Below are 23,963 nucleotides of genomic sequence, written 5' to 3' on the forward strand. Positions count from 1 at the left end.
AAGAAGACCGAAATTCAAAGCAAGATGGAGAGTTTCGGTCTTTGAATTATTTATATAAATTTCTCCACTGCTTTGACGGTTCCCGTTTACCGCAGTCATCACATGTCTGAGGCCAGTTAATTTTCCATTCAAAATATTCATCTTGGGTAATCTCGCCGGATTTCAGTTCTTCTTTTCTAATTGTCCATTCTTTCAAAAAATCATTAAGAATCCCATAATTAAACCACATGCCAACAGGTGGATGAGCAGGCCAGCTGTCGGAATTATGATAGCGGATAGCTGTATCGTCACTGGAATTTGATTTTTCGCCTGGATAAGTTTCTAGTTGAAAAAGATTGATCATGCCCGGATTAAATTCGTCAATCCAGAACAGGATTTCCATCAGTTCAGAAGCATTCATCGTAGTTGGTTCATGCAGTGTCAGTGGATTCACATCCAAAATCTTAGCCATTTCAGTAACCAGATCTTTACGGGGAACCCGGTAGTTGGTTTCGTATTGGGCAAGGCGGTTTGCCCCTTTATCGCCCCAGCCAAGAGCAGCACCGAGTTCAGCCTGTGTCATATTCCGGAATGTCCGGATTTTTTTTATTTTATCACCAATCGTCATATCAGATTTCCTGCTTTCTATTTGATAATTCCATTTTACTATCAAAATCTCAGAATGTAAACAGAAAGATTCGCAAATAAGCGAATAAAATACTTGACATTAACATTGAAGCGAAATATAATGACAGCATAATCAATATTCGCATAAAAGCGAATAAACAAGGTGGAGATAAAAAAATCAAATTTTTTTATGAAAAATATGACCTTATCGCCTCTGCCACGTGTGATTAGTAGAAGAAGGTTTTGAATAGGAAGTCAAGATCTTTTACGCACATTGAAAATTAAATGAGCTGTATAGGTACCCTTAGGGGATGAAAGGACAACACAGAGTTCCACCGCTGTACCAGAGAGTAGTATGTGGAAATCGAAGATACTCCGGCAACGGCTGGTATGCTCGAGAAGGAGCTGCCAGCATTCAGAAAAATTCTGATAGAGGTCAACTGTAACGTTGACGCCGCCTATACGAACGGAAGCCAACACGCCGAACAGAATGGAAAATCATCGAAAAATGCAATCAAAAAGTAGAATGTACTGACAACGGGCATAACCGCTGTCTGGGAGGTGATGCAGAAGAATACGGAGGAAAGGAGGTATGTGCATCATGAGAAAAACAACAGAGTATAAGGCTGAGAACCGTCTGACGGTAGATATTGAAGGATTAATGGCAATGTTATCCTGCGGAGAAGTAACTGCAAAGAAAATTGCAGATTATGCAGAAGCAAGAGTGATTGTTGGAAGACGAGTTCTTTATAACGTGGATAAGATAAAAAAATATCTTGATGCAATGGCAGTGTAATGAAAGATGAGAAGATAAAATACAACAGCTTTCCTTCGGAATGAAAAGTAAAAAAGGGAAAAATTACTGTAAAATAGGCAAATAAAAATTAGCATTTTGCAGGAATTTACCCTTGGAAATCATAAAATATTATGTTAATCTGTGAGCAGATATCAGACAGTATATGACTGATACCGACAGGACAAAAATCATTCCGAATAACGAAAAATGAAGTGAAAGGAATGATTGATATGGCAAGAAAAGATAATAAAGGCAGAAATTTAAAAATAGGTGAATACCAGCGCCCGGATGGACGTTATGAGTATCGCTACAAGGATGAAATTACCGGAAAACGTAATTCGGTTTATGCAGCTGATCTGGCGAGTCTGCGAGAAATGGAAAAGAGGATTAATAAGGATATGGATGATCTGCTTATTACAGATGCATCAGTCAAGAAGCTGACCGTAAATACGTTGTTTGAGCGATACATGGCAACAAAGAATATCAAGGAAAGAACGAAAAAGAATTATATCCGTATGTGGGATTACCGGATACGAAATACTTTGGGAAACATTCGTGTTGTGGATTTTAAGACATCTCACGTAAGGACATTCTTTTCCGCATTGTCAGATGAAGGACTGGCACACAGTACGATCAAAGGTCTTTATGGTTTATTGAATCCCAGTTTTGAACTGGCAGTGGAAGACGGGATTATCCGTAAGAATCCGGTAACTGGAACACTTGGAGATTATGGGGCTCCGGCAAAGGAGAAAGAAGCACTGACACTGGAACAGCAGGAAAAACTTCTGAAGTTTGTTGAACAGAGTAATGTGTATAAGCCTCATCTTCCAATGATGCAGGTTATGTTTGGGGCTTGCCTGAGAGTGAGTGAAACCATCGGCTTAACCTGGTCAGATGTGGATATGAAGAACCGGGAGATCCATGTAGGTGGACAGCTTGTGTATTATGAAGGTGATGAAGGATATTGTTTCCATGATTCAGAAACCAAAACGGATGCAGGAATCAGAGATATTCCTATGACACAGATGGTATATGACGCGTTCCGTAAACAGAGAGAGCTGAACCTGATGCTTGGTTTACAGAGTAATGTGGAGATCGGTGGACGTAGTGGATTCATCTTCAATACAAAGCATGGACGTCCGATCATGCCGGCGGGAGTGAACAGCTTTCTGAAAAATATTGTCAATGCCTATAATAAGAAAGAAACCAAACTGGCAGAAGAAGAGAAACGAGAGCCGGAGCTGATGCCTCCCATTTCATCGCATACCCTTCGTCATACGGGATGTACCAGATTGGGTGAGAACAATGTCAATCCTAAAGTTATGCAGTATGTCATGGGCCATTCGGATGCACAGATCACAATGAATGTCTACAATCATATTGCAGAGAAGTCTCATGTGGAGAACGAGATGTCTAAAATGAATCTGCCAGAAACCGTACCTGCTGTGGTATAAACCAGAAGTCGTTGTCGTAAAATGTGGTAAGAAAATCAGACGAATATATTTTTCCAAGAATTTGTGGTAAAAATGTGGTCAAATCAAGAAAATCGAGTGCGAAAGTAAGTGAAAAATCCCTGTGAAGCCCGTAAAATCAAGGCTTCACAAAATCTTCACAAAATAATTAGCACTCACCTCTTGACAGTGCTAATAATAAGTGTTATATTACAGCTAGAACAAAGGAAAGGGAACAAAAAGAGAACAAAGAAATAAGTTCTATGAGATTCCTGATAACCTAAGTTCCAAAGAAACAAGGTAAAGATGCATAACTGAGAGTCCATCATATACAGATGGACGGTATAGAAAAGGAGAGATGACTTATGTTGATGCCTAGTATTTTTGGAGAAAATTTATTTGATGACTTTTTTGGAGATTTTCCATTTTATTATGATGACAGAGCAATGAAAGATACAGAGAAGAAACTTTACGGACGCAGAGCCAGCCATATAATGAAAACAGATATCAAGGAAACTGATAAAGGCTATGAACTGGTCGTAGATCTTCCGGGATTTACTAAAGATGAAGTAAAGGCTGATCTGGAGAATGGTTATCTGACTATCAGTGCAGAGAAAGGCCTGGACAAAGATGAGCAGGAGAAAGAGACAGGACGTTATATCCGTAAGGAACGTTACGCAGGTGCCTGCAGCCGTAGCTTCTATGTAGGTAAAGAAGTTGAGAAAGAAGACATTAAAGCAGAATTCAAACATGGTATCCTCACATTATTTGTACCAAAGAAAGAAGCAAAACCAGCAGTAGAACAGAAGAAAACAATTGCCATTGAAGGTTGAAAAAACCTGTAGCGATAGATTTGGAAAGTAAATCTGGTGAACAGATTTGACATATATAAAATATATTAGAAAAGGAGATATGACTTATGTTAATGCCTAGTATTTTTGGAGAAAATTTATTTGATGACTTTTTTGGAGATTTCCCATTCTATTATGATGACAGAGCAATGAAAGATGCAGAGAAGAAACTTTATGGACATAAAGCAAATCATGTAATGAAAACTGATATCAAGGAAATGAATAATGGATACGAACTGGTTGTAGATCTTCCGGGATTTAAGAAAGATGAAGTTCATGCAGCACTTGAAAATGGTTATCTGACTATCAGTGCAGAGAAAGGCCTGGATAAAGACGAGAAGGAAAAAGAGACAGGACGTTATATCCGCAGAGAACGTTATGCAGGTGCCTGCAGTCGTAGCTTTTATGTAGGTAAAGAAGTACATCAGGATGACATCAAAGCAGAATTCAAACATGGTATCCTGACATTATTCGTTCCGAAGAAAGAAGCAAAGCCAGCAGTGGAACAGAAGCACAGCATCTCCATTGAAGGATAATAGATATTAAGTTACAGCAACGGGAGGTCAAATCTTTTGGCTTCCCGTTGTTTGCATAATGAGGATTGCAGAAATATGAAGTCAGGAATGATTGCGTTAGAATGTGTTTATGAGGGAAGGTGATGATATTGAAAAGAGACTACTATGAAGTTCTGGGCGTGAACAAAAACGCGGATGCAGCAACGATTAAGAAAGCATACAGAAAACTGGCAAAGAAATATCATCCGGACAGTAATGAGGGAAATGCTTCGGCAGCAGAGCATTTTAAGGAAGTAAATGAAGCCTATGATGTTCTGAGTGATGAGAAGAAGCGTAAACTGTATGATCAGTTTGGCCACGCTGCTTTTGAAGAAGGTGCCGGTAATTATGGAAACGAACAGGGCAGCCCGTTCGGAAGCGGTTTTGGCGGAGCACAGGGCAATCCTTTTGGCGGTGGTTTCCATGGTTCGTACAGTGATGGCAATGGTTATCATGAATATCATTTTGAAAATGGCGAAGATATGGATGATATCCTGAAGAACCTCTTTGGTGGTGGATTTAAGAAGAGTAAATCATCAGGTGGTTTTGGAAGGGGCGGATTTGGAGGCAGTGGATTTCACGGAAGTGGCTTTGGCGGTTTCGGAAGTAACGGAACTGGCGGCTTCGGCAGTGGCTTTGGTACAGGTGGAAGTGATTTCCGCAGTCAGGGCTTTAGCGGTTCTTACAGCAGCAAAGGTGAGGATCTTCATGCAGAGGTTACTGTCAGCTTTGATGAAGCTGCTTTTGGTGGCAAGAAGGTTATCCGCCTGCAGAGCAGCAACGGCGGTATCCAGAACTATGAAGTCAATATTCCGGCGGGTATTGAATCCGGTAAATCTATCAGACTTAAGGGAAAAGGCTATCCGGGAGTCGGCGGAGGTGAAGCCGGTGACCTGCTTCTGAAAGTAAATGTTCAGGATAAGCCCGGATATAAACGAGAAGGCAGAGATGTCTACACAACTGTAAATATCCCATTTACAACAGCAGTATTTGGCGGTGAGGCGAAGGTTCACACTATTTACGGTGATGTTCTCTGTAACATTAAACCGGGTACTCAGTCCGGAACGAAGATACGTCTGAGAGGTAAAGGTATTGTTGCCATGAACAATCCGTCTGTACATGGCGATGAATATGCAACTGTACAGATTGAAGTTCCGACAAACCTGACACCGGATGCAAGACGGAAACTGAAAGAATTCGAACAGGAATGTAATGGAAGCCGCAGAAGCCGTGGATTTGGCAGCGGGAGTGCGGCGTGAAGAGTAATCAGAAATATTTTTGAGAATATAGTGAAGCAATTTTACAGAGAAACGAAAAGGATACATGCACAATAAAATCACAGTGCATGTATCCTTTTGGCATAATAGGGAAAAATATTCTATGAGCTTTTTCTGATATAGAATATTGTTTATCTGGGTTCTTTCCCATCACGGAAGAGCATCATCATTTCCTTGGTCAGGCTGATATTATTGCCCTGATCCGGGATTTTGTCTCGTTCTACCCACTGTGCCATGGAGAGTTCTTCATGGTCTATGGTCAGGGTATCATCGCCATCTACATCACAGAAAAATCCAAAAAGTAAGGTACTGCTGAAAGACCAGGGCTGACTCTTGTAGTAGCGGAGATTTTTGACCTTCAGTCCTACTTCTTCCATCACTTCTCTGTGAACAGTCTCCTCAATTGTTTCTCCGATTTCTGCGAAGCCTGCAATGAGAGCGTAGCGTTTGAATCGACGTCCTTCATATTTGGACAGGATGATTTTATTTCCGTTTGTGATCCCTACAATAACTGCAGGACACAGAACAGGATATTCCTGATTGCCGCAGGAGGGGCATTCCATCATACGTTCTTTCTGGCTGTGAACCATTGGTTTTCCACAGCAGCCACAGTATCTGCGCTTGCTGTACCACTGGAAGAGCTGATGTCCTGTAATTCCTGCAAATGCAAGATGCTGCGGCTGAGCGGTTCGAAGAATCCGTACATCCTGAAATTCATAGTTCGGAAGCAGAGAGGTATCCAGCTCCGGGATCAGGTAGAAACGCTGATCATCTATGGAAAACAGATAAATATAATTGCTGTAAAGATCAGCGATCTTTTCCTCCAACTCCCGGAAACGTGGGAAAGTAATATCTGCATCCCGTTCCTGGCGGGGAAGAAGTATACTGCCTTTTTCGTATGCAAGGATAAAGCTGTCTTTATCCGGGGCAGAAGGTTTGTATTCGTTGTGATAAGTATGTGGTGCGATGTCCTGAATCATAGCAATCGTTCCTTTTCTTTTAATAAAATTGTGCAGGCAATAAAAAGTCAATGCCTGTTTACAGTATATTACGAGAACTTTGTAAAAACAAGAGAATACAATTTAACTAAATTAAGTAGCGAAGCGGATTGCGAATATCCGCCGGACCCAAATCAAGTGGCGATTGATCTGGTAAAAATCAAGCAATATTTATAATGAAATCTGTAAAAAAAATCAGAAAAAACAGTTGATTTTTAAAAGCAATGGTAATATAATCATTTTAATAAATTAATTGGTATAACCAATGCAAGAAGAGGTAATACTACAAGGAGGGGCTTTGCAGTTATGGGATATGTAAAATGGAGTTATGACACATTAAATACTTTTTGCCACGATGTATTTCGGAAGTTTGGCTTCAATGAGGAACAGACCAATATTATTAAAGATGTTTTGCTTACCGCAGACTTGTACGGGATTGAGAGTCACGGAATGCAGAGAATGGTAAGATATGATAAAGGAATTGAGAAAGGTACGATTCATCCGGATGCGGAACCGGAGGTTGTATTTGAGACACCTGTATCTGCAGTGATTGACGGACATGATGGAATGGGACAGCTGATCAGTCATTTTGCAATGGAGAAAGCAATTGAGAAAGCGAAAAAAACAGGTGTTGGTTTTGTTTCAGTAAGAAATTCCAATCATTTTGGTATTGCAGGATATTATGCGGAAATGGCTTCTAAACAGGGACTGCTTGGTATGGCATGTACTAACTCAGAAGCAATCATGGTACCTACTTTTGGACGTAAGGCTATGCTGGGTTCCAACCCGATCGCGGTAGCGATGCCTGCAGAGCCGTATCCGTTTCTCTTTGATTGCTCTACAACAGTTGTAACCAGAGGAAAACTGGAAATGTATAATAAATCAGGTAAACAGCTTCCTGAGGGCTGGGCTCTGGGAGCAGACGGACATGAAAGCACAGATGCACCGGATGTACTTGCCAATATTGTTGCAAAAAAAGGCGGCGGAATTATGCCTCTTGGAGGAAATAAAGAGGTAAACGGAAGCCATAAAGGTTATGGATATGGAATGCTCTGTGAGATTTTCAGTTCTATTCTTTCTATGGGTGTTACTTCTGATAAATGCTGTACATTTAAAGACAAGACAGGTATCTGCCATGGATTTGCAGCAATCGATCCTGCAATCTTTGGCAATGCAGATGATATCAAGGCGCATTTCTCAGAATATCTGGAAACTCTTCGCCAGAGTCCCAAGGCTGAGGGCGCAGAGCAGATTTATACTCACGGTGAGAAAGAAGTGCTGGCAGAGAAAGAGCGCAGAGAGAATGGTATTCCTGTAAATGACAATACTATGGTAGAGCTTGCCAATCTCTGCAATTATCTGAAGATAGATTTTGGAGCTTATTTTAAAGATTATGAGTTGCCAAAAGACAGTAAGTTTTTCAGCGGAAATTACTGATGAAAATGAAATAGAAACCATCATGCTGATAACCATTAATTATAGAATATAAAATTTATAAAATAACTTTTTTTGAGACGCCCGCTTATCAGTGTGTGGAAATAAAAGAAACTGCATGTTCAGATGATGTTTGCGAAATTGGCAGACATCACAGAATATGCAGTTTCTTTTTTGGTCGAATCAAACTGTATCAAGCTGTCAGATCAATACAAATAATTCTTGTTTACATAACCGTAATTATTCAATTTGGGGGCATATACATACCAATAGGTTGGATCGCTGGTATCTATAATTTCTACAGTATCTCCGGTATAAAGTTCCCCGGTTTCGTTGGCTGTGGTATAAGCCTTGGAGGAACGGAGAGCCAGATATCCTTTGGAAACGCGTACAGTTCTGGATGAATAGGAAGCCGTGCCGCTGAGATAGTCTTTGTTTACGAATCCGTTGAGATCATATTTGGGCGAATATACATACCAGTATTGTGCATCGCTGGTATCCAGAATCTGAACAGTATCCTCGGTATAAAGCTGCCCGATTTCATTGGAGGAATCATAAGCCTTCATATTGCGGAGAGCCAGATATCCTGTAGCAACATTGACAACCCTTGTTTCCCCTGCGTAAAGAGAGACAGTACCTACGGCTCCAACAACTCCGCCGGTCAGATAATCTTTGTTTACATAACCATATTGGTTAAGTCTGGGTGAATATACATACCAGTAAGCGGGATCGCTGCTATTGAAGACGCTTACGGTATCCCCGGTATAAAGCTGCCCGATTTCATTGGAGGAATTATAAGCCTTGTCAGTGCGGAGGGCCAGATAACCAGTGTTTACGCTGACAGTCCACTGGGAATCATAGTAATACCCTGAGGAGGAATTGATAGCATTCAGATAGTCATTGTTTACATAACCGAAAGCATCATATTTGGGAGAATAAACATACCAGTATCCGGTAGCGATTGCGTAGTCGGAAACTTCTACCAGATCTCCGGTGTAAAGTTGACCGAAAATGTTACTGTCATCTGCGTTGGCTGCGTTTCGCAGAGCAAGGTATCCGGTTGGCACATTTACCTGATAAGTATTGACAGATGCCTGGGCATCATGTGCAGTGGTGGAAAAAGACAGTGCAAGTGCTGCTGCGGCAATAACCGGTAAGTAAAATTTTTTCTTCTTCATGTAAAAACCTCCTTTTCAAATTTTTCTGATGTCAGGTCGAAAGCATTGAGTTTTTGACCTGATATTTTATTGGTTGTAATAAGTATAGATTTCCTTGCTGAGAGAAGCAATGGTACTCTGGGCTGCAGAGGCATTGACCAGTCCCTGGGACAGGAACACGATCACCAGGTCATTTGCAGAATCATAGAGAATTCCAGCGTCATTTTCCACATCAGAGAGTTCTCCTGTCTTGTTGGCTACCTTTACTCCCTGGGGCAGCTGTGCGGGGATTTTGTTGCGCCTTGTCTGAGCCTTCAGAAGAGCATACATATCTGATGCATGGGAGAAATCGGAATCCTCTTCGTCATAAACTTCCTTCAGAAAATCAGCACAATCCTTTGCAGAGGTATAGTTATCACCTGTGGAGGTATCTGCAAGGAGAAGGCGTCCCATGCTTGTGTCTGTATACCCGTGAGTCTGGCAAAAGCTGTTGACAGCCTGCATGCCTGCAGAGGAATTGCCGCTGCCCAGATAATTTACCAGTGTATTAGCGCAGTCATTGTCACTGACAGTGATCATAGAATACAGAGCAGAGTCTACAGCCTCTTTGCCATATTGGCCGATAATGCTGTCATACTGTTCGTAAACAGCTCCCATAATATAGAGCTTGATCAGGCTGGCTGCCTGCATAGAACCTGCATTTAGGCCGCCCTCGGATTCTCCCGGAAGGTCACATATATAGACAGACCAGCTTCCGTTGTCTGTGGGAAGCTGTCCCTGAAGCTTGTTTAAAAGGGCTTGAAGCCTGGTATCTGTCACCGGTTCGGACTCATCGGAGGAAGAGCCGCCAAATACACTGCCAGAGGAGCCTGTAGAGGGAGAAAGCATTCCCTGGCCCTCTGAGGCATAACATAGAGAAGCACTCATCAGACTGACAGAAATCAGAAAAGGGAGCAAGAGTTTTTTGTACATTTAAATCACCGCCTACGTTATATTTATATGTAAATTATAACGAGTTTACAGAAAAACCGCAATAGAAGGGATTGAGATAGAAGTGAATGCTAGTGACCCAGGTATGCCAGGCAAATGGGCTGAAATATTACTACGGAGATTGTACTATTTCCTACACCAGCTGCTATCTTCTGGAATAAAGGAACGGCTATATTTTTCATTGTAAAAAGATTGTCTTACATGGGTTCTGGTGATTTTTATTGCCGATTTGAACAAATTATGGTATAGTGAAGATATCTTATGTAATATACACAAAAAATAATAAAAAAATAAGGGCAGGAGTGGTCAAAATGTATCAGGAAGAATACAAACGCTGGTTGGCAGCAGATCTGCAGGATGCGGATCTTAATCCGGAATTATCCAAAATCGAAGGAAATGACGAAGAGATCAAGGATCGTTTCGCAGTAGCACTGAAATTCGGAACAGCCGGACTTCGCGGAGTTCTTGGAGCAGGCACTAACCGTATGAATATTTATGTAGTCCGCCAGGCAACACAGGGACTTGCAAACTGGGTAAAAACACAGGGCGGCAATCAGACAGTAGCCATCAGCTATGACAGCCGTCTCAAAAGTGATGTATTTGCAAAAACAGCAGCAGGCGTACTGGCGGCAAATGATATCAATGTCAGAATTTATGACGCACTGATGCCTGTACCTGCACTTTCCTTTGCAACACGTTACTATGAATGTAATGCAGGTATTATGGTAACAGCATCCCACAACCCGGCTAAGTACAACGGATACAAAGCATACGGTCCTGACGGATGCCAGATGACAGACGATGCAGCTGCTATCGTATATGAAGAAATCCAGAAAACAGACGTACTTACAGGTGCCAAATATATGTCCTTCGCAGAAGGTGTAGAAGAAGGAAAAATCCGTTTCGTAGGAGATGACTGCAAGCAGGCTCTCTATGAAGCTATCGAATCCCGCCAGGTTCGTCCGGGTCTCTGCAAGACAGCAGGACTGAAACTGGTTTATAGCCCATTAAACGGATCAGGACTTGTACCTGTAACTCAGGTATTAAAGGACATCGGAATTACAGATATTACCATTGTTCCGGAACAGGAATATCCTAACGGATACTTCACAACCTGCAGCTATCCGAACCCGGAAATCTTTGCAGCTCTGGAGCTTGGATTAAACCTCGCAAAAGAAACAGGTGCAGACTTAATGCTTGCAACTGACCCGGATGCAGACCGTGTTGGTATCGCAATGAAATGCCCGGATGGTTCCTATGAGCTGGTAACAGGTAATGAGGTAGGTGTACTCCTTCTTGATTATATCTGTGCAGGCCGCATTGAAAAAGGCACAATGCCAAAGAATCCGGTAGCAGTGAAATCCATTGTTTCCACACCACTTGCAGATGCAGTGGCAGAGCACTATGGAGTAGAACTCAGAAGCGTACTTACAGGATTCAAGTGGATCGGCGATCAGATCGCACAGCTTGAAGCAGCAGATGAAGTAGACAGATTTATCTTCGGATTTGAAGAGAGCTACGGATACCTTGCAGGACCATATGTACGTGACAAGGATGCTGTTATCGGATCTATGCTGATCTGTGAAATGGCTGCATATTACAGAAGCATCGGAAGTTCTCTGAAACAGAGAATGGAAGAGATCTATGCACAGTATGGACGTTACCTGAACAAAGTAGACAGCTTCGAATTCCCGGGATTAAGCGGAATGGATAAGATGTCAGCTCTGATGCAGGGACTTCGTGACAAACCTCTCACAGAGATCGCAGGTCATACTATCGTAAAAGTAACAGATTACCAGAAACCGGAAGAAACAGGACTTCCTGCAGCAAACGTACTGATCTACAAGCTGGATAACGGCGAGACAGTAGTTGTACGTCCATCCGGAACAGAGCCAAAGATCAAGATCTATTACACAACTCTCGGCAAGAACCTGGAAGAGGCAGAAGCTGAGAAAGAGAAGCTTGCAGAAGCATTAAAACCGATCATGGCATAAGTGAATAAAAATAAAGAAAACGAGAAGGCTGTGCTCATATGGGCATGGCTTTCTTTTTTGTCTCAGGGAGAGCGGATCCCGCAGATTGTTTTTGACTTCACCAACAGGTTTTGCTAAAATGTGGGATAGCAACACCGGAAATGACAGGAGCGTTAGGAGCTGCTTCGGGGCGGCGCAATTATTATTAATTTTTATAAAGGAAAAGAGGAAAAAATGAGCGAGAATAAGGAAGAAATAAAAACAGAAATTTCTGCAGACAATACAGCATCAGAATACGAAGTGATCAATATCCCCATCTCTGATGGAACAGAACGGGAATTTGCCATTATGGATACCTTTGAAGTGGAAGGCCAGAACTATATGGCAGTATCTCTGATCGAAGGAGATGAGATCCAGGAGGGTGTTTACATTTACCGTTATCAGAATGCAGAAGACGGAGATGTGATTGTGGAGAAGATCACTGCACCTGCAGAGTATAAGAAAGTTTCCAAAGCATATGAACAGATGTAGTTACTGAGAACCAAGGGAACAGTAACACCGGATGAAAGAGATTTCTGAAAAAATGTGATGGTATGAATTTCATAATTGGCAGACATGTGATATGATAAATAAATAATAAGGCATCAGGGGAAGATACCTTTTGACTCTGATATCATAATTAGCAGGAGGGAACGACAGATGGAAAAATCAACAGTTTATTTTACTGATTTTAGATGCCCGGTTGGTACCAGTCAGATTGACAAGCTGAAAAAGCTTTGTATTGCGGCCGGAATCAGGAATATTGATATGGAAGGCAAGTTTGTAGCGATCAAGATGCATTTTGGTGAGCTGGGAAATCTGGCTTTCCTTCGTCCGAACTATGCAAAGGCAGTGGCAGATCTGTGCAAAGAGCAGGGCGGACTGCCCTTTCTGACAGACTGCAATACTCTATATCCGGGCAGCAGAAAAAATGCACTGGAGCATCTGGACTGTGCAAATCTGAATGGCTTTAATACAATTACAACAGGCTGTCAGATCATTATCGGTGATGGACTTCGCGGAACAGACGAGGTAGAGGTGCCGGTGGCAAACGGAGAATACTGTGAGACAGCCCTGATCGGACGTGCCATTATGGATGCGGATATTTTTATCAGCCTTACACACTTCAAGGGACATGAGGCTACCGGATTTGGCGGAACCATCAAGAATATCGGAATGGGCTGCGGAAGCCGTGCAGGCAAAATGAAACAGCATGCCAGCGGTAAACCGGCTATCCATGAAGACCTTTGCCGAGGATGCCGCCGTTGCGCAAAGGAATGCGGAAGTGATGCCATTACATATCAGGATAAGAAGGCAGTGATCAATTACGATAAGTGCAAAGGCTGCGGACGCTGTATCGGTGCATGTAATTATGATGCAGTTTATAATCCTAACAGTGATGCCAATGAGCTTCTGGACAGAAAAATGGCAGAATATGCACAGGCAGTCTGTCATGACCGTCCCTGCTTCCATATTTCACTGGTACAGGATGTGAGCCCCAACTGTGACTGCCATGGAGAAAATGATGCACCAATCCTTCCTAATATCGGAATGTTTGCAAGCTTTGACCCTATTGCATTGGATCAGGCCTGTGCAGATGCCTGCCTGAAGGCAAAACCACTGGATAACAGTCAGCTTGGAGATCATCTGGCAGAGCCGGGATGGCACTGTCACCACGACCACTTCAAAGACTCCAATCCTAATATTGAGTGGAAAGCAACCCTGGATCAGGGAGAAAAAATTGGCCTTGGAAGCCGTGAATATGAATTAAAGATTTTAAAATAAAAAGCCAGGATTAACAACAGATGATCCGGAAAGAGAGTGATTATGGAAAAAAGAAAAATCATTATGGATTGCGATCCCGGTGTAGATGATGCTATAGCGTTGGCCTATGCAGCTGCCCATCCGGAAGCCTTTGAGCTTCTGGCAGTAACCTCTGTAACAGGAAATCAGACAATAGACAAGGTGACAAGGAATGCACTGGATCTGGTATCCCTTTACAGGCTTTCTATTCCTGTGGCAAGAGGAGCAGAAACTCCCCTGCTGAGAGATCCGCAGCCGGCATCTGACTATCACGGTGCCAATGGTCTGGGAAACGTGGAAATCCCCAGATCTCAGGAGGATGTAGTAGAGGAAAGTGCAGCCTTTTTTATGAAAAAGCTTATTTCAGAGCTTCCTGAAGGTGAAAAGATTACACTGATCTGTACAGCACCTCTCACCAATGTAGCATTGCTTCTCAAGGTATTCCCTGAGGTAAAGGAGAAAATCCAGGAGATTCTACTTATGGGTGGAGCTGTAGCAGGAGGAAATGTAACTGCTTCTGCAGAGTTCAATATTTATGAAGATCCGGAATCTGCCAGAATCGTATTCCGTTCAGGAATCCCTGTGGTAATGTGCGGTCTGGATGCTACTGAGAAATGTGCACTGACAGCTTCCCAGATAGAGAAAATGTGCCAGTCCAATAACCGGATCGCCAGATTCTGCGGGGATATGGCAGGCTATAGTCTGGCAAATGGCAACAAATACAGAGGAAATGTAAGTATTCATGATGCTGTTCCTTTTATGTATCTGACCCATCCGGAGCTTTTTGTGGCAAAGAAGGCAGTGCTGGATGTGGAATGCTCTGACTGTGCATCCAGAGGCAGAACTATCTGTGATTTCCGCTGGTGGCAGCATGAGGAAAGTGAAGAGAATGTGGTACTCATGGATGCAGACGGAGCCAGATTCCAGGAATATCTGATAGAGGCTATTTATGAGTTAGGAGAGAAGCTGCAGTGAAAAAACTGCAGGGAATGATTGCATGAATTATATTGTCTTTGATCTGGAATGGAACCAGAGCCCTGATGGAAAGAAAAACCGCAATGAAAAGCTGCCCTTTGAGATCATAGAGATCGGGGCAGTGAAGGTAAACAGCAAAAAGAAAATCACAGACAGCTTTCATCGTCTGATCCGGCCTCAGGTATATAACAGGATCCACAGCAGTATCCATGAGGTGATCCATATGGATTACAGGGATCTGCTGGACGGGGTGCCTTTTGAACAGGCGGCAGGAGAATTCCTGGAGTGGTGCGGTAAGGACTGGTATTTCTTTACCTGGGGAAATCAGGATGTGATGGAACTTCAGAGAAATATGAAATTTTATAAAATGCTGGATCAGCTTCCCGGGCCTGTAACCTATTATGATGTACAGAAGCTTTACAGTATTACCTGGGATGACGGGGATTCCCGGTGTGCACTGGAGCATGCCATTGATGAGCTTCATATTGAGAAGAAATACGGCTTTCACAGGGCACTTGCGGATGCCTACTATACAGCAGAAGTGCTGAAAAGGATCAGCAATATTATGATCATCAACCATCCTTCCCTGGATGTGTATCAGAATCCAAAGAAGAAAAAGGACGAAATCTTTATTTCCTATCCGGATTATGATAAGTATGTATTCAGAGAATTTACCGACAGAGAGCGGATCATGAAGGACAGAGGCGTAGCCGGTACTCCCTGCCCTATGTGCCACAAACCTGCTAGGCGCAAGATCCGCTGGTTCATGAATAATCCCAGAGTTTATTACAGTGTTTCTGCCTGCGGAGAGCATGGGTTGATCAAGGGTAAGATCCGGATCCATAAGACGGACGAGAACAAATATTTTGCAGTGAAGACTCTGCGGTTTACAGATACAAAAGAAACGGAGGAGCTCCGTGAGAGAAAGGAGCTCCTCCGTCAGAAACGACAATTAAAGAGAAGTCTGGAGAAGGAGATCTGAAAGGATCTCCTTTTCATATTGCATACCGTAGCCAACCATGTGGTCGTCCAGATAATATTTACTCTTAATACGCTTAGGGCCTACAGAGTTGTTGAGAACCCATTGTTTTTTGGTCAGAGTGCCGGTGTCCGTTCCTATAGGGACAGTGACATACACATGCCTGATATAATGGAAGAGATTGGTGTTTCCATTGTCTTTCAGCAGATATTTCTCACAGGGGAGAAATGGAGTTGTCACAGGATCCGAATCCACATTTAAATCTGCTTTTTCAAAATTGTTAAATCCGTAATCCAGCAGAGAGGCAGTGTCCGGAAAAGCACCGTTTGTGGAATTAAGGACCACTGCAATGAGGATGGAGTTTCCCCTCTTGGCATAGGTGACCAGGGTATTTCCAGCGTTGGTGGTATATCCGGTCTTGCCGCCCAGGACTCCATCATAGGCATAGGACTGCCCTGCCAGCATCTTGTGATGGTTCAGCAGATAACGGGTTTCCGGCTGCTTGTTGGTAGGGGGAATCTCGTAGGTCTGGGTGGTGACAAACTTACGGAACAGAGGATTATACCAGGCAGCCTTGGCGATTTTCATCATGTCATTGGCAGTGGTATAATGCTTCTCATCATGGAGACCATTGGGATTATTAAAATGTGTGTGTTTACAGCCAAGCTGTGTAGCTCTCTGGTTCATCAGCTCAACGAACTTCTTTACAGAACCGCTGGTTTTCTCGGCCAGAGCCAGAGCCATCTCATTGGCAGATTCCAGCATCAGAGCCATCACAGCCTGTTCTACAGTAAAGACCTCCCCGGTTTCTGCATAGATGGTAGAGCTTCCGGCCTCAATGCCGTAGGCAGCAGCTTCGGACATCGTGAGGCTGTCATTCATATCCAGATTCTCACAGACCAGCAGTGCGGTCATGATCTTGGTAATACTTGCAGGATATAGCTTATTATCTGCATTTTTGGAATACAGGACAGTGTCTGTGACTGCATCCATAAGAACAGCAGATTCTCCCTCAATATTAGGTCCTGCAGGCCAGCCCTTGATAGAGTCTGTATCTGCAGCCTGGGAGTAGGTGGAGGAATGCTCCGGCGCAGCCGTAACCTGTGCAGCTGTATTCTCCGATGCATAAACAATTCCCGGCTGGGAAAAAAGAAGTCCTCCGCAGAGAAGGGCAGACATGCCCTGCTTTATGATTTTATAAAAATTTCCTTTAAACATATGAAGTGTAATCCTTTATCTGATAAATAATGGTGTTACTGGTTACCCCTGACAGCATATTTTACCCCATTATAGCATTATTTACAACGTCTGTGTAAAATTAAATGATAGTATTTTATATAACTATAAATATAAGAAAAAACACTTGACATCCTGAAAAATAAGCCCTTATAATAAACTTCATGGAAACGCTGCGGTTTACCATACCGTGGCCATAATAACCACAAAGACAAAGATGGAGACAGTAACCTGTAGAGGAAAGCAGCAGCGAGCCGGAGGTGGTGGGAGTCCGGTGCAAGTAAATGCAGGAGAAGATCACTCCGGAGTTTCAGTTCCCAGGGGCACTGCGCCGTGTAAGAGCTGACGGTAATCCCCGTTAGAGGATGCATGTATCGGCAGTGACGCCCGTACCGTGTAACAGGTGGTATAACGAAAGTAGAGAAACCTTCGTCCTTTTACAAAAAGGGCGATTTTTTTATTATCAGGAGAAATAGGAGGAAACAGCTGTGTACCAGAAAGTTGATACGAATCTTAATTTCGTAGACCGTGAGAAAAAGGTCGAGGAATTCTGGAAAGAGAACCATATTTTTGAGAAAAGTATGGAAAACAGAAAAGAAGGAGAAACCTATACATTTTATGACGGACCGCCTACCGCTAACGGTAAACCCCACATCGGCCATGTACTGACCCGTGTAATCAAGGACATGATCCCCAGATACCGCACAATGAAGGGATACATGGTTCCGCGTAAAGCAGGATGGGATACCCACGGACTTCCGGTAGAACTGGAAGTAGAGAAGAAGCTTGGTCTGGATGGCAAAGAGCAGATCGAAGAATACGGTATGGAGCCATTTATCAAGCAGTGTAAGGAAAGTGTCTGGAAATACAAAGGAATGTGGGAGGACTTCTCCTCCACAGTTGGTTTCTGGGCTGACATGGAGCATCCATATGTAACTTACTATGATGACTATATTGAATCTGAGTGGTGGGCACTGAAAGAGATCTGGAATAAGAAGCTTCTGTACAAAGGCTTCAAGATCGTTCCTTACTGTCCGAGATGTGGGACTCCGCTTTCTGCACAGGAAGTATCCCAGGGATACAAAACTGTAAAAGAGCGTTCTGCAGTGGTAAGATTCAAGGTGATCGGTGAAGATGCATACTTCCTTGCATGGACAACAACACCGTGGACATTGCCATCCAACGTTGCACTCTGCGTAAATCCGGATGAGACTTACTGCAAAGTAAAGGCAGCAGACGGATATACCTATTATATGGCAGAAGCACTTCTTGATAAGGTTCTGGGCAAGCTTGCCAAAGAAGAAGGCGAGAAAGCATACGAGGTTCTGGAAACCTACAAAGGAACAGATCTGGAATACAAAGCATACGAGCCGCTTTTCGCATGTGCAGGAGAGGCAGCAGCAAAACAGAAAAAGAAAGCTCATTTCGTAACCTGTGATAACTACGTAACCATGAGTGATGGTACAGGTATCGTTCATATTGCACCTGCATTCGGTGAAGACGATAACAGAATCGGACGTAACTATGAACTTCCATTTGTACAGTTCGTAGACGGACAGGGTAACCTGACAAAAGAGACTCCATATGCAGGGGTTTTCGTAAAGAAAGCAGACCCGATGGTTCTCACAGACCTGGACAAAGAAGGCAAGCTCTTCGATGCTCCCAAATTCGAGCATGATTATCCACACTGCTGGAGATGTGACACACCACTGATCTACTATGCAAGAGAATCCTGGTTCATCAAAATGACAGCAGTTAAGGATGACCTGATCAGAAATAACAATACCATCAACTGGATCCCGGAGAGCATTGGTAAAGGACGTTTCGGCGACTGGCTTGAGAACGTTCAGGACTGGGGTATCAGCCGTAACCGTTACTGGGGAACACCACTGAACATCTGGCAGTGTGAATGCGGACATATGCATTCCATCGGAAGCCGTCAGGAATTATTTGAGATGAGCGGTGATGAGAAAGCTAAGACAGTAGAGCTTCACCGTCCATACATTGATGAGATCACACTGAAGTGTCCGGAGTGCGGTGGAGAAATGCACCGTGTACCGGAGGTTATTGACTGCTGGTTTGACTCAGGAGCAATGCCTTTTGCACAGCATCACTATCCATTTGAAAACAAAGAATTATTTGAGCAGCAGTTCCCTGCAAACTTTATTTCCGAGGCTGTAGACCAGACCCGTGGATGGTTCTACTCACTCCTTGCAGAATCCACACTGCTCTTCAACAAAGCACCATATAAGAACGTAATCGTTCTGGGACATGTCCAGGATGAGAACGGACAGAAGATGAGTAAGTCCAAAGGAAACGCAGTTGATCCATTCGATGCACTGAATAAATACGGCGCAGATGCCATCCGCTGGTACTTCTACATTAACAGTGCTCCATGGCTTCCGAACCGTTTCCACGGCAAGGCAGTTGTGGAAGGACAGCGTAAATTCATGAGCACACTGTGGAATACTTACGCATTCTTCGTATTATATGCAGACATCGACAACTTCGACCCGACCAAATACAATCTTGAATACGACCAGCTTCCTGTTATGGACAAATGGCTTCTCAGCAGATTAAACACAACTGTTCAGGCTGTTGATAATGACCTGGCTAACTACAAGATCCCGGAAGCAGCAAGAGCACTTCAGGAATTTGTAGATGAGATGAGTAACTGGTATGTAAGAAGAAGCCGTGAACGTTTCTGGGCAAAGGGAATGGAGCAGGATAAGATCAATGCCTACATGACTCTGTACCATGCACTGGTAACCATTGCCAAGACAGCAGCTCCTATGATTCCGTTCATGACAGAAGATATCTATCAGAACCTGGTAAGAAGCGTAGACAAAGATGCTCCTGAAAGTATCCACCTCTGCGACTTCCCGACTGTAAATGAAGCATGGATCGACAAGGATCTGGAAGCAGATATGAAAGAGCTTCTGGAAATCGTAGTTCTGGGACGTGCCTGCAGAAATACAGCAAACATCAAGAACCGTCAGCCAATTGGAACCATGTATGTAAAAGCTGAGAAGAAGATGGGTGAATTCTACACAGATATCATTGCAGATGAGCTCAATGTAAAAGAAGTGAAATTTGCAGATGACGTAGAATCCTTTATCTCCTACAGCTTCAAACCACAGCTTCGTACAGTAGGACCGAAATACGGTAAACTCCTTGGCGGAATCAGACAGGCTCTCACAGACATCAACGGAACAGCAGCAATGAACGAACTGAGAACCAACGGTGTCCTGAAACTGGATATTAACGGAAACGATGTAGAACTTACAGAAGAAGACCTTCTTATTGAAACAGCACAGACAGAAGGCTATGTATCTGAATCTGACGGTGAAACATCCGTAGTTCTGGATACCAACCTGACACCGGAACTGATCGAAGAAGGATTTGTACGTGAGATCATCAGCAAGATCCAGACCATGAGAAAGGAAGCTGGCTTCGAAGTCATGGACAAGATCGTAGTATATGCTCACGGAAACGACAAGATCCAGGATGTCATGAAAGCACACGAAGACGAGATTAAGTCCGAAGTACTTGCTGAGGAAATGGTACTTGGAGAGACCGATGGTTATGTGAAAGAGTGGAATATCAACAAAGAAGCAGTAACTATGGGTGTTAAGAAACTGTAATTGACAACATTCGATTAATCACTGATAAGATACTGATAAGTTACAGGTATTTCGCAGGGAATATAGTACTTGGAGGCGGAGATTCTTTGCCCCCAATTTCTCTGATATGAGAAAACAGAAGAGTTGACGGAATGAAGAGGTTCACCGGCAATATCCGCAAGATGTATTGCTGAGAATAAAGTGCACAGTGAAACCATTACGGGAGGTATAAAATGACAAACGAAATGTTCAAGAAAGAGGCATTCAAGAAAAGCGTAAAAGACAACGTAAAATTCCTCTATCGAAAAACAATTGAAGAAGCTACACAGGAGCAGATTTTCCAGGCTGTAAGCTACACAGTTAAGGACGTTATCATTGACAACTGGCTGGAAACACAGAAAGCATATGACGAACAGGATCCAAAGATCGTATATTACATGTCCATGGAATTCCTGATGGGACGTGCCCTGGGTAACAATCTCATCAACCTTTGCGGATATGGCGAAGTAAAAGAGGCTCTTGAGGAGCTGGGCTTTGACCTGAACTGCATCGAAGACCAGGAGCCGGATCCTGCACTTGGAAACGGTGGTCTGGGAAGACTGGCTGCATGCTTCCTTGATTCCCTGGCAACATTAAACTATGCTGCATATGGCTGTGGAATCCGTTACCATTACGGAATGTTCAAACAGCAGATCAAAGACGGATACCAGATCGAGGTACCGGACAACTGGCTGAAAAACGGATATCCTTTCGAACTCCGTCGTCCGGAATATGCCAAGGAAGTACACTTCGGTGGCTATGTAAGAGCTGAATATGATGCAGAAAAAGGTGCTACCAGATTTATCCACGAAGGATACCAGGCAGTAAAAGCCATTCCTTATGATATGCCGATCACAGGCTATGACAATGATGTGGTAAATACTCTCCGTATCTGGGATGCAGAGCCGATCGTAGACTTTGAGCTGGATTCCTTTGACAAGGGTGACTACAAGAAAGCAGTAGAGCAGGAGAACCTTGCCCGCAATATCGTAGAGGTTCTTTATCCAAACGACAATCATTATGCAGGTAAAGAACTGAGACTGAAACAGCAGTACTTCTTTGTATCTGCCAGCCTTCAGGAAGCAATTGCTAAATATAAGAAGAAACACGATGACATCCATAAATTATATGAAAAAGTAACCTTCCAGATGAACGATACCCATCCAACTGTAGCAGTGGCTGAGTTAATGCGTATCCTCATGGACGAAGAGGGACTTGGCTGGGATGAAGCATGGGAGATCACAACCAAATCCGTTGCCTATACCAACCATACCATCATGTCCGAGGCGCTTGAGAAATGGCCTATCGAGCTGTTCTCCAGACTGCTTCCCCGTGTATACCAGATCATCGAGGAGATCAACCGCCGTTTCATCGCAGAAATCCAGGCAAAATATCCTGGCAACTATGAGAAGATCAAAAAGATGGCGATCATCTATGACGGACAGGTGAAGATGGCACATCTGGCAATCGCAGCAGGCTACTCTGTAAACGGCGTTGCCCGCCTGCACACAGAAATCCTGAAGAATCAGGAGCTGAGAGACTTCTATGAAATGATGCCGGAGAAATTTAATAACAAGACCAACGGTATCACTCAGAGACGTTTCCTCCTTCATGCAAACCCGCTTCTGGCAGACTGGATCACAGAGCATATCGGACCGGACTGGATCACAGACCTGTCCCAGTTAAAGAAACTGAAGGTGTATGCAGATGATGAAAAGGCACTCCAGGAATTCATGAATATTAAATTTAGAAATAAAGAGCGCCTGGCTAAATACATCCTGGAGCACAATGGGGTAGAAGTAGATCCTCACTCCATCTTTGATGTACAGGTTAAGAGACTCCATGAGTACAAACGTCAGCTGTTAAATATCCTCCATGTAATCTATCTGTACAACCAGATCAAAATGCATCCGGAAATGGAATTCTATCCAAGAACCTTTATCTTCGGTGCAAAAGCATCTGCAGGCTATGCTACAGCCAAGAAGATCATCAAACTGATCAACTCCGTGGCAGATGTGGTAAACAACGATGCTTCTATTAACGGAAAGATCAAAGTTGTATTTATTGAAAATTACCGTGTATCCAACGCAGAGATTATCTTTGCGGCAGCAGATGTATCCGAGCAGATCTCTACAGCCAGCAAGGAAGCTTCCGGTACAGGTAACATGAAATTTATGCTCAACGGTGCACCTACACTGGGAACCATGGACGGTGCCAACGTAGAGATCGTAGAGGAAGTAGGCGCAGAGAACGCATTTATCTTCGGATTAAGCTCCGACGAAGTTATCAACTATGAGAACAACGGCGGCTATGATCCAAACGTAATCTACAACACAGACGAAGAAATCCGTCAGGTACTGATGCAGCTCATCAACGGAACCTTCTCCAGCGATACAGAGCTCTTCCGCGACCTGTACGATTCCCTGCTCACCAACAAGAACACAGACAGAGCAGACCGCTACTTCATCCTTGCAGACTTCCGCTCCTACGCAGACGCTCAGAAGCGCGTAGAAGAAGCATACAAAGATGAAAAAGGCTGGGCAAAGAAAGCCCTCCTCAACACCGCATGCAGCGGCAAATTCACCTCCGACAGAACCATCCAGGAATACGTGGATGATATCTGGCATCTGGACAAGGTGATCGTGAGAAAGAAATAAACAGATAAAACCAGCAAAACCCCGGCAGTACAGCCTTGATAGTAGTACTGCCGGGGTTTTTTGCGTAAAAGTAAAACACCAAGGTTCAATGTATTTCCTGCCATATTGGATTTTTGTAAAGGAGAAAACTATGGGTGGAGAAGTTCTGGAACTGGAATCGGAAAAATTGATACGAAAAGGAATGCAACAGGCCTTGGTCTGGAAGCAATCCGAAAGATAAAATAGGCAGATCATGTACTTGACAATAGTCCCGGAGAGACAGCTCTCTGGGACTGTTGACTGTAAATACATATAGAAATACATCATCTTGTGACAATTTCAGAAAATCATCTCAACATGTAACAAATTGTTGGGTTTATATAGGAAAAATCAAGGAAATTAAATGATTCAACACGCGAGAAAATTTAAAAAAATCGTAAAATTTTTGAGCATTACACTTGACAAAAAGTGGTTGAAGCACTATTATTAACCATAACAGACAGATTATGTCTAGGAATCTTTACCCAAAAAGAAAATAGTTATATT

General features: G+C 43.3%; 19 protein-coding genes. 14 read left to right on the top strand and 5 right to left on the bottom strand.

The features are described from left to right. Window positions 1-46: 46 nt before the first annotated feature. Window positions 47-607 (bottom strand): helix-turn-helix domain-containing protein, encoded by a 561-nt coding sequence (locus H8Z82_RS14385; protein ID WP_025655075.1) that lies wholly within the window; start codon window positions 605-607, stop codon window positions 47-49. 356 nt (window positions 608-963) lie between these two features. Between H8Z82_RS14385 and H8Z82_RS14390 the strand changes: the two genes are divergently transcribed. The 6 genes from H8Z82_RS14390 (at window position 964) to H8Z82_RS14415 (ending at window position 5,517) form a co-directional block, all read left to right on the top strand. Continuing rightward, entirely contained in the window at window positions 964-1,131 is a 168-nt protein-coding gene (locus tag H8Z82_RS14390) for a hypothetical protein (protein ID WP_162149255.1), read from the top strand. Between the two features lie 76 nt (window positions 1,132-1,207). After that, window positions 1,208-1,402: a hypothetical protein gene (locus H8Z82_RS14395; protein ID WP_002578394.1), complete on the top strand. Its 195-nt coding sequence runs from the start codon at window positions 1,208-1,210 to the stop codon at window positions 1,400-1,402. A gap of 230 nt (window positions 1,403-1,632) precedes the next feature. Beyond that, window positions 1,633-2,856, top strand: a complete 1,224-nt coding sequence (locus H8Z82_RS14400; RefSeq protein WP_118670305.1) for a site-specific integrase — start codon at window positions 1,633-1,635, stop codon at window positions 2,854-2,856. A 362-nt stretch (window positions 2,857-3,218) separates the two neighbouring features. After that, entirely contained in the window at window positions 3,219-3,686 is a 468-nt protein-coding gene (locus H8Z82_RS14405; protein ID WP_008705428.1) for an Hsp20/alpha crystallin family protein, read from the top strand. A gap of 86 nt (window positions 3,687-3,772) precedes the next feature. Continuing rightward, window positions 3,773-4,240 (top strand): Hsp20/alpha crystallin family protein, encoded by a 468-nt coding sequence (locus H8Z82_RS14410; RefSeq protein WP_019160363.1) that lies wholly within the window; start codon window positions 3,773-3,775, stop codon window positions 4,238-4,240. Window positions 4,241-4,365: 125 nt separating this feature from the next. Further along, window positions 4,366-5,517 (top strand): J domain-containing protein, encoded by a 1,152-nt coding sequence (locus H8Z82_RS14415; RefSeq protein WP_330607990.1) that lies wholly within the window; start codon window positions 4,366-4,368, stop codon window positions 5,515-5,517. A gap of 149 nt (window positions 5,518-5,666) precedes the next feature. Here the strand turns inward: H8Z82_RS14415 and nudC are convergent, their stop codons facing one another. Continuing rightward, window positions 5,667-6,515, bottom strand: a complete 849-nt coding sequence (gene nudC, locus H8Z82_RS14420; protein WP_186995490.1) for an NAD(+) diphosphatase — start codon at window positions 6,513-6,515, stop codon at window positions 5,667-5,669. Between the two features lie 324 nt (window positions 6,516-6,839). Between nudC and H8Z82_RS14425 the strand changes: the two genes are divergently transcribed. Continuing rightward, on the top strand, window positions 6,840-7,970 hold the full coding sequence (locus H8Z82_RS14425; protein ID WP_019160374.1) for an Ldh family oxidoreductase: 1,131 nt from the start codon (window positions 6,840-6,842) through the stop codon (window positions 7,968-7,970). Window positions 7,971-8,173: 203 nt separating this feature from the next. On the opposite strand, the gene H8Z82_RS14430 is transcribed toward H8Z82_RS14425, so the two are convergent. Both H8Z82_RS14430 and H8Z82_RS14435 read right to left on the bottom strand, forming a co-directional pair. Then, window positions 8,174-9,145 (bottom strand): SH3 domain-containing protein, encoded by a 972-nt coding sequence (locus tag H8Z82_RS14430; RefSeq protein WP_186995491.1) that lies wholly within the window; start codon window positions 9,143-9,145, stop codon window positions 8,174-8,176. A gap of 66 nt (window positions 9,146-9,211) precedes the next feature. Beyond that, window positions 9,212-10,096 (bottom strand): serine hydrolase, encoded by an 885-nt coding sequence (locus tag H8Z82_RS14435; RefSeq protein WP_186995492.1) that lies wholly within the window; start codon window positions 10,094-10,096, stop codon window positions 9,212-9,214. Between the two features lie 329 nt (window positions 10,097-10,425). Here H8Z82_RS14435 and H8Z82_RS14440 point away from each other — a divergent pair, with 329 nt between their 5' ends. From H8Z82_RS14440 to H8Z82_RS14460, 5 genes are all read left to right on the top strand, one after another. Next, a complete protein-coding gene (locus H8Z82_RS14440) occupies window positions 10,426-12,108 on the top strand; it encodes a phospho-sugar mutase (RefSeq protein ID WP_186995493.1) in 1,683 nt (560 codons plus the stop codon). A gap of 213 nt (window positions 12,109-12,321) precedes the next feature. Then, on the top strand, window positions 12,322-12,618 hold the full coding sequence (locus H8Z82_RS14445; protein WP_019160385.1) for a DUF1292 domain-containing protein: 297 nt from the start codon (window positions 12,322-12,324) through the stop codon (window positions 12,616-12,618). 168 nt (window positions 12,619-12,786) lie between these two features. Continuing rightward, window positions 12,787-13,911, top strand: coding sequence for a DUF362 domain-containing protein (locus H8Z82_RS14450; protein ID WP_186995494.1), 1,125 nt, complete (start codon window positions 12,787-12,789; stop codon window positions 13,909-13,911). Window positions 13,912-13,953: 42 nt separating this feature from the next. Beyond that, window positions 13,954-14,904 (top strand): nucleoside hydrolase, encoded by a 951-nt coding sequence (locus tag H8Z82_RS14455; RefSeq protein ID WP_186995495.1) that lies wholly within the window; start codon window positions 13,954-13,956, stop codon window positions 14,902-14,904. A gap of 22 nt (window positions 14,905-14,926) precedes the next feature. Continuing rightward, window positions 14,927-15,886: a 3'-5' exonuclease gene (locus H8Z82_RS14460; protein ID WP_186995496.1), complete on the top strand. Its 960-nt coding sequence runs from the start codon at window positions 14,927-14,929 to the stop codon at window positions 15,884-15,886. Here the strand turns inward: H8Z82_RS14460 and H8Z82_RS14465 are convergent. Further along, on the bottom strand, window positions 15,857-17,101 hold the full coding sequence (locus H8Z82_RS14465) for a D-alanyl-D-alanine carboxypeptidase family protein (RefSeq protein WP_186995497.1): 1,245 nt from the start codon (window positions 17,099-17,101) through the stop codon (window positions 15,857-15,859). The two genes, H8Z82_RS14460 and H8Z82_RS14465, sit on opposite strands and share 30 nt — an antisense overlap. A 506-nt stretch (window positions 17,102-17,607) precedes the next feature. Between H8Z82_RS14465 and ileS the strand changes: the two genes are divergently transcribed. Continuing rightward, complete coding sequence (gene ileS, locus H8Z82_RS14470) at window positions 17,608-20,763, top strand: isoleucine--tRNA ligase (protein WP_186995498.1); 3,156 nt, start codon at window positions 17,608-17,610, stop codon at window positions 20,761-20,763. Window positions 20,764-20,975: 212 nt separating this feature from the next. Continuing rightward, entirely contained in the window at window positions 20,976-23,438 is a 2,463-nt protein-coding gene (locus H8Z82_RS14475; protein ID WP_019160391.1) for a glycogen/starch/alpha-glucan phosphorylase, read from the top strand. The last annotated feature ends 525 nt before the right edge of the window (window positions 23,439-23,963 follow it).

The sequence above is a fragment of the Blautia difficilis genome, from assembly GCF_014297245.1.
Lineage (GTDB): Bacteria > Bacillota > Clostridia > Lachnospirales > Lachnospiraceae > Blautia_A > Blautia_A difficilis.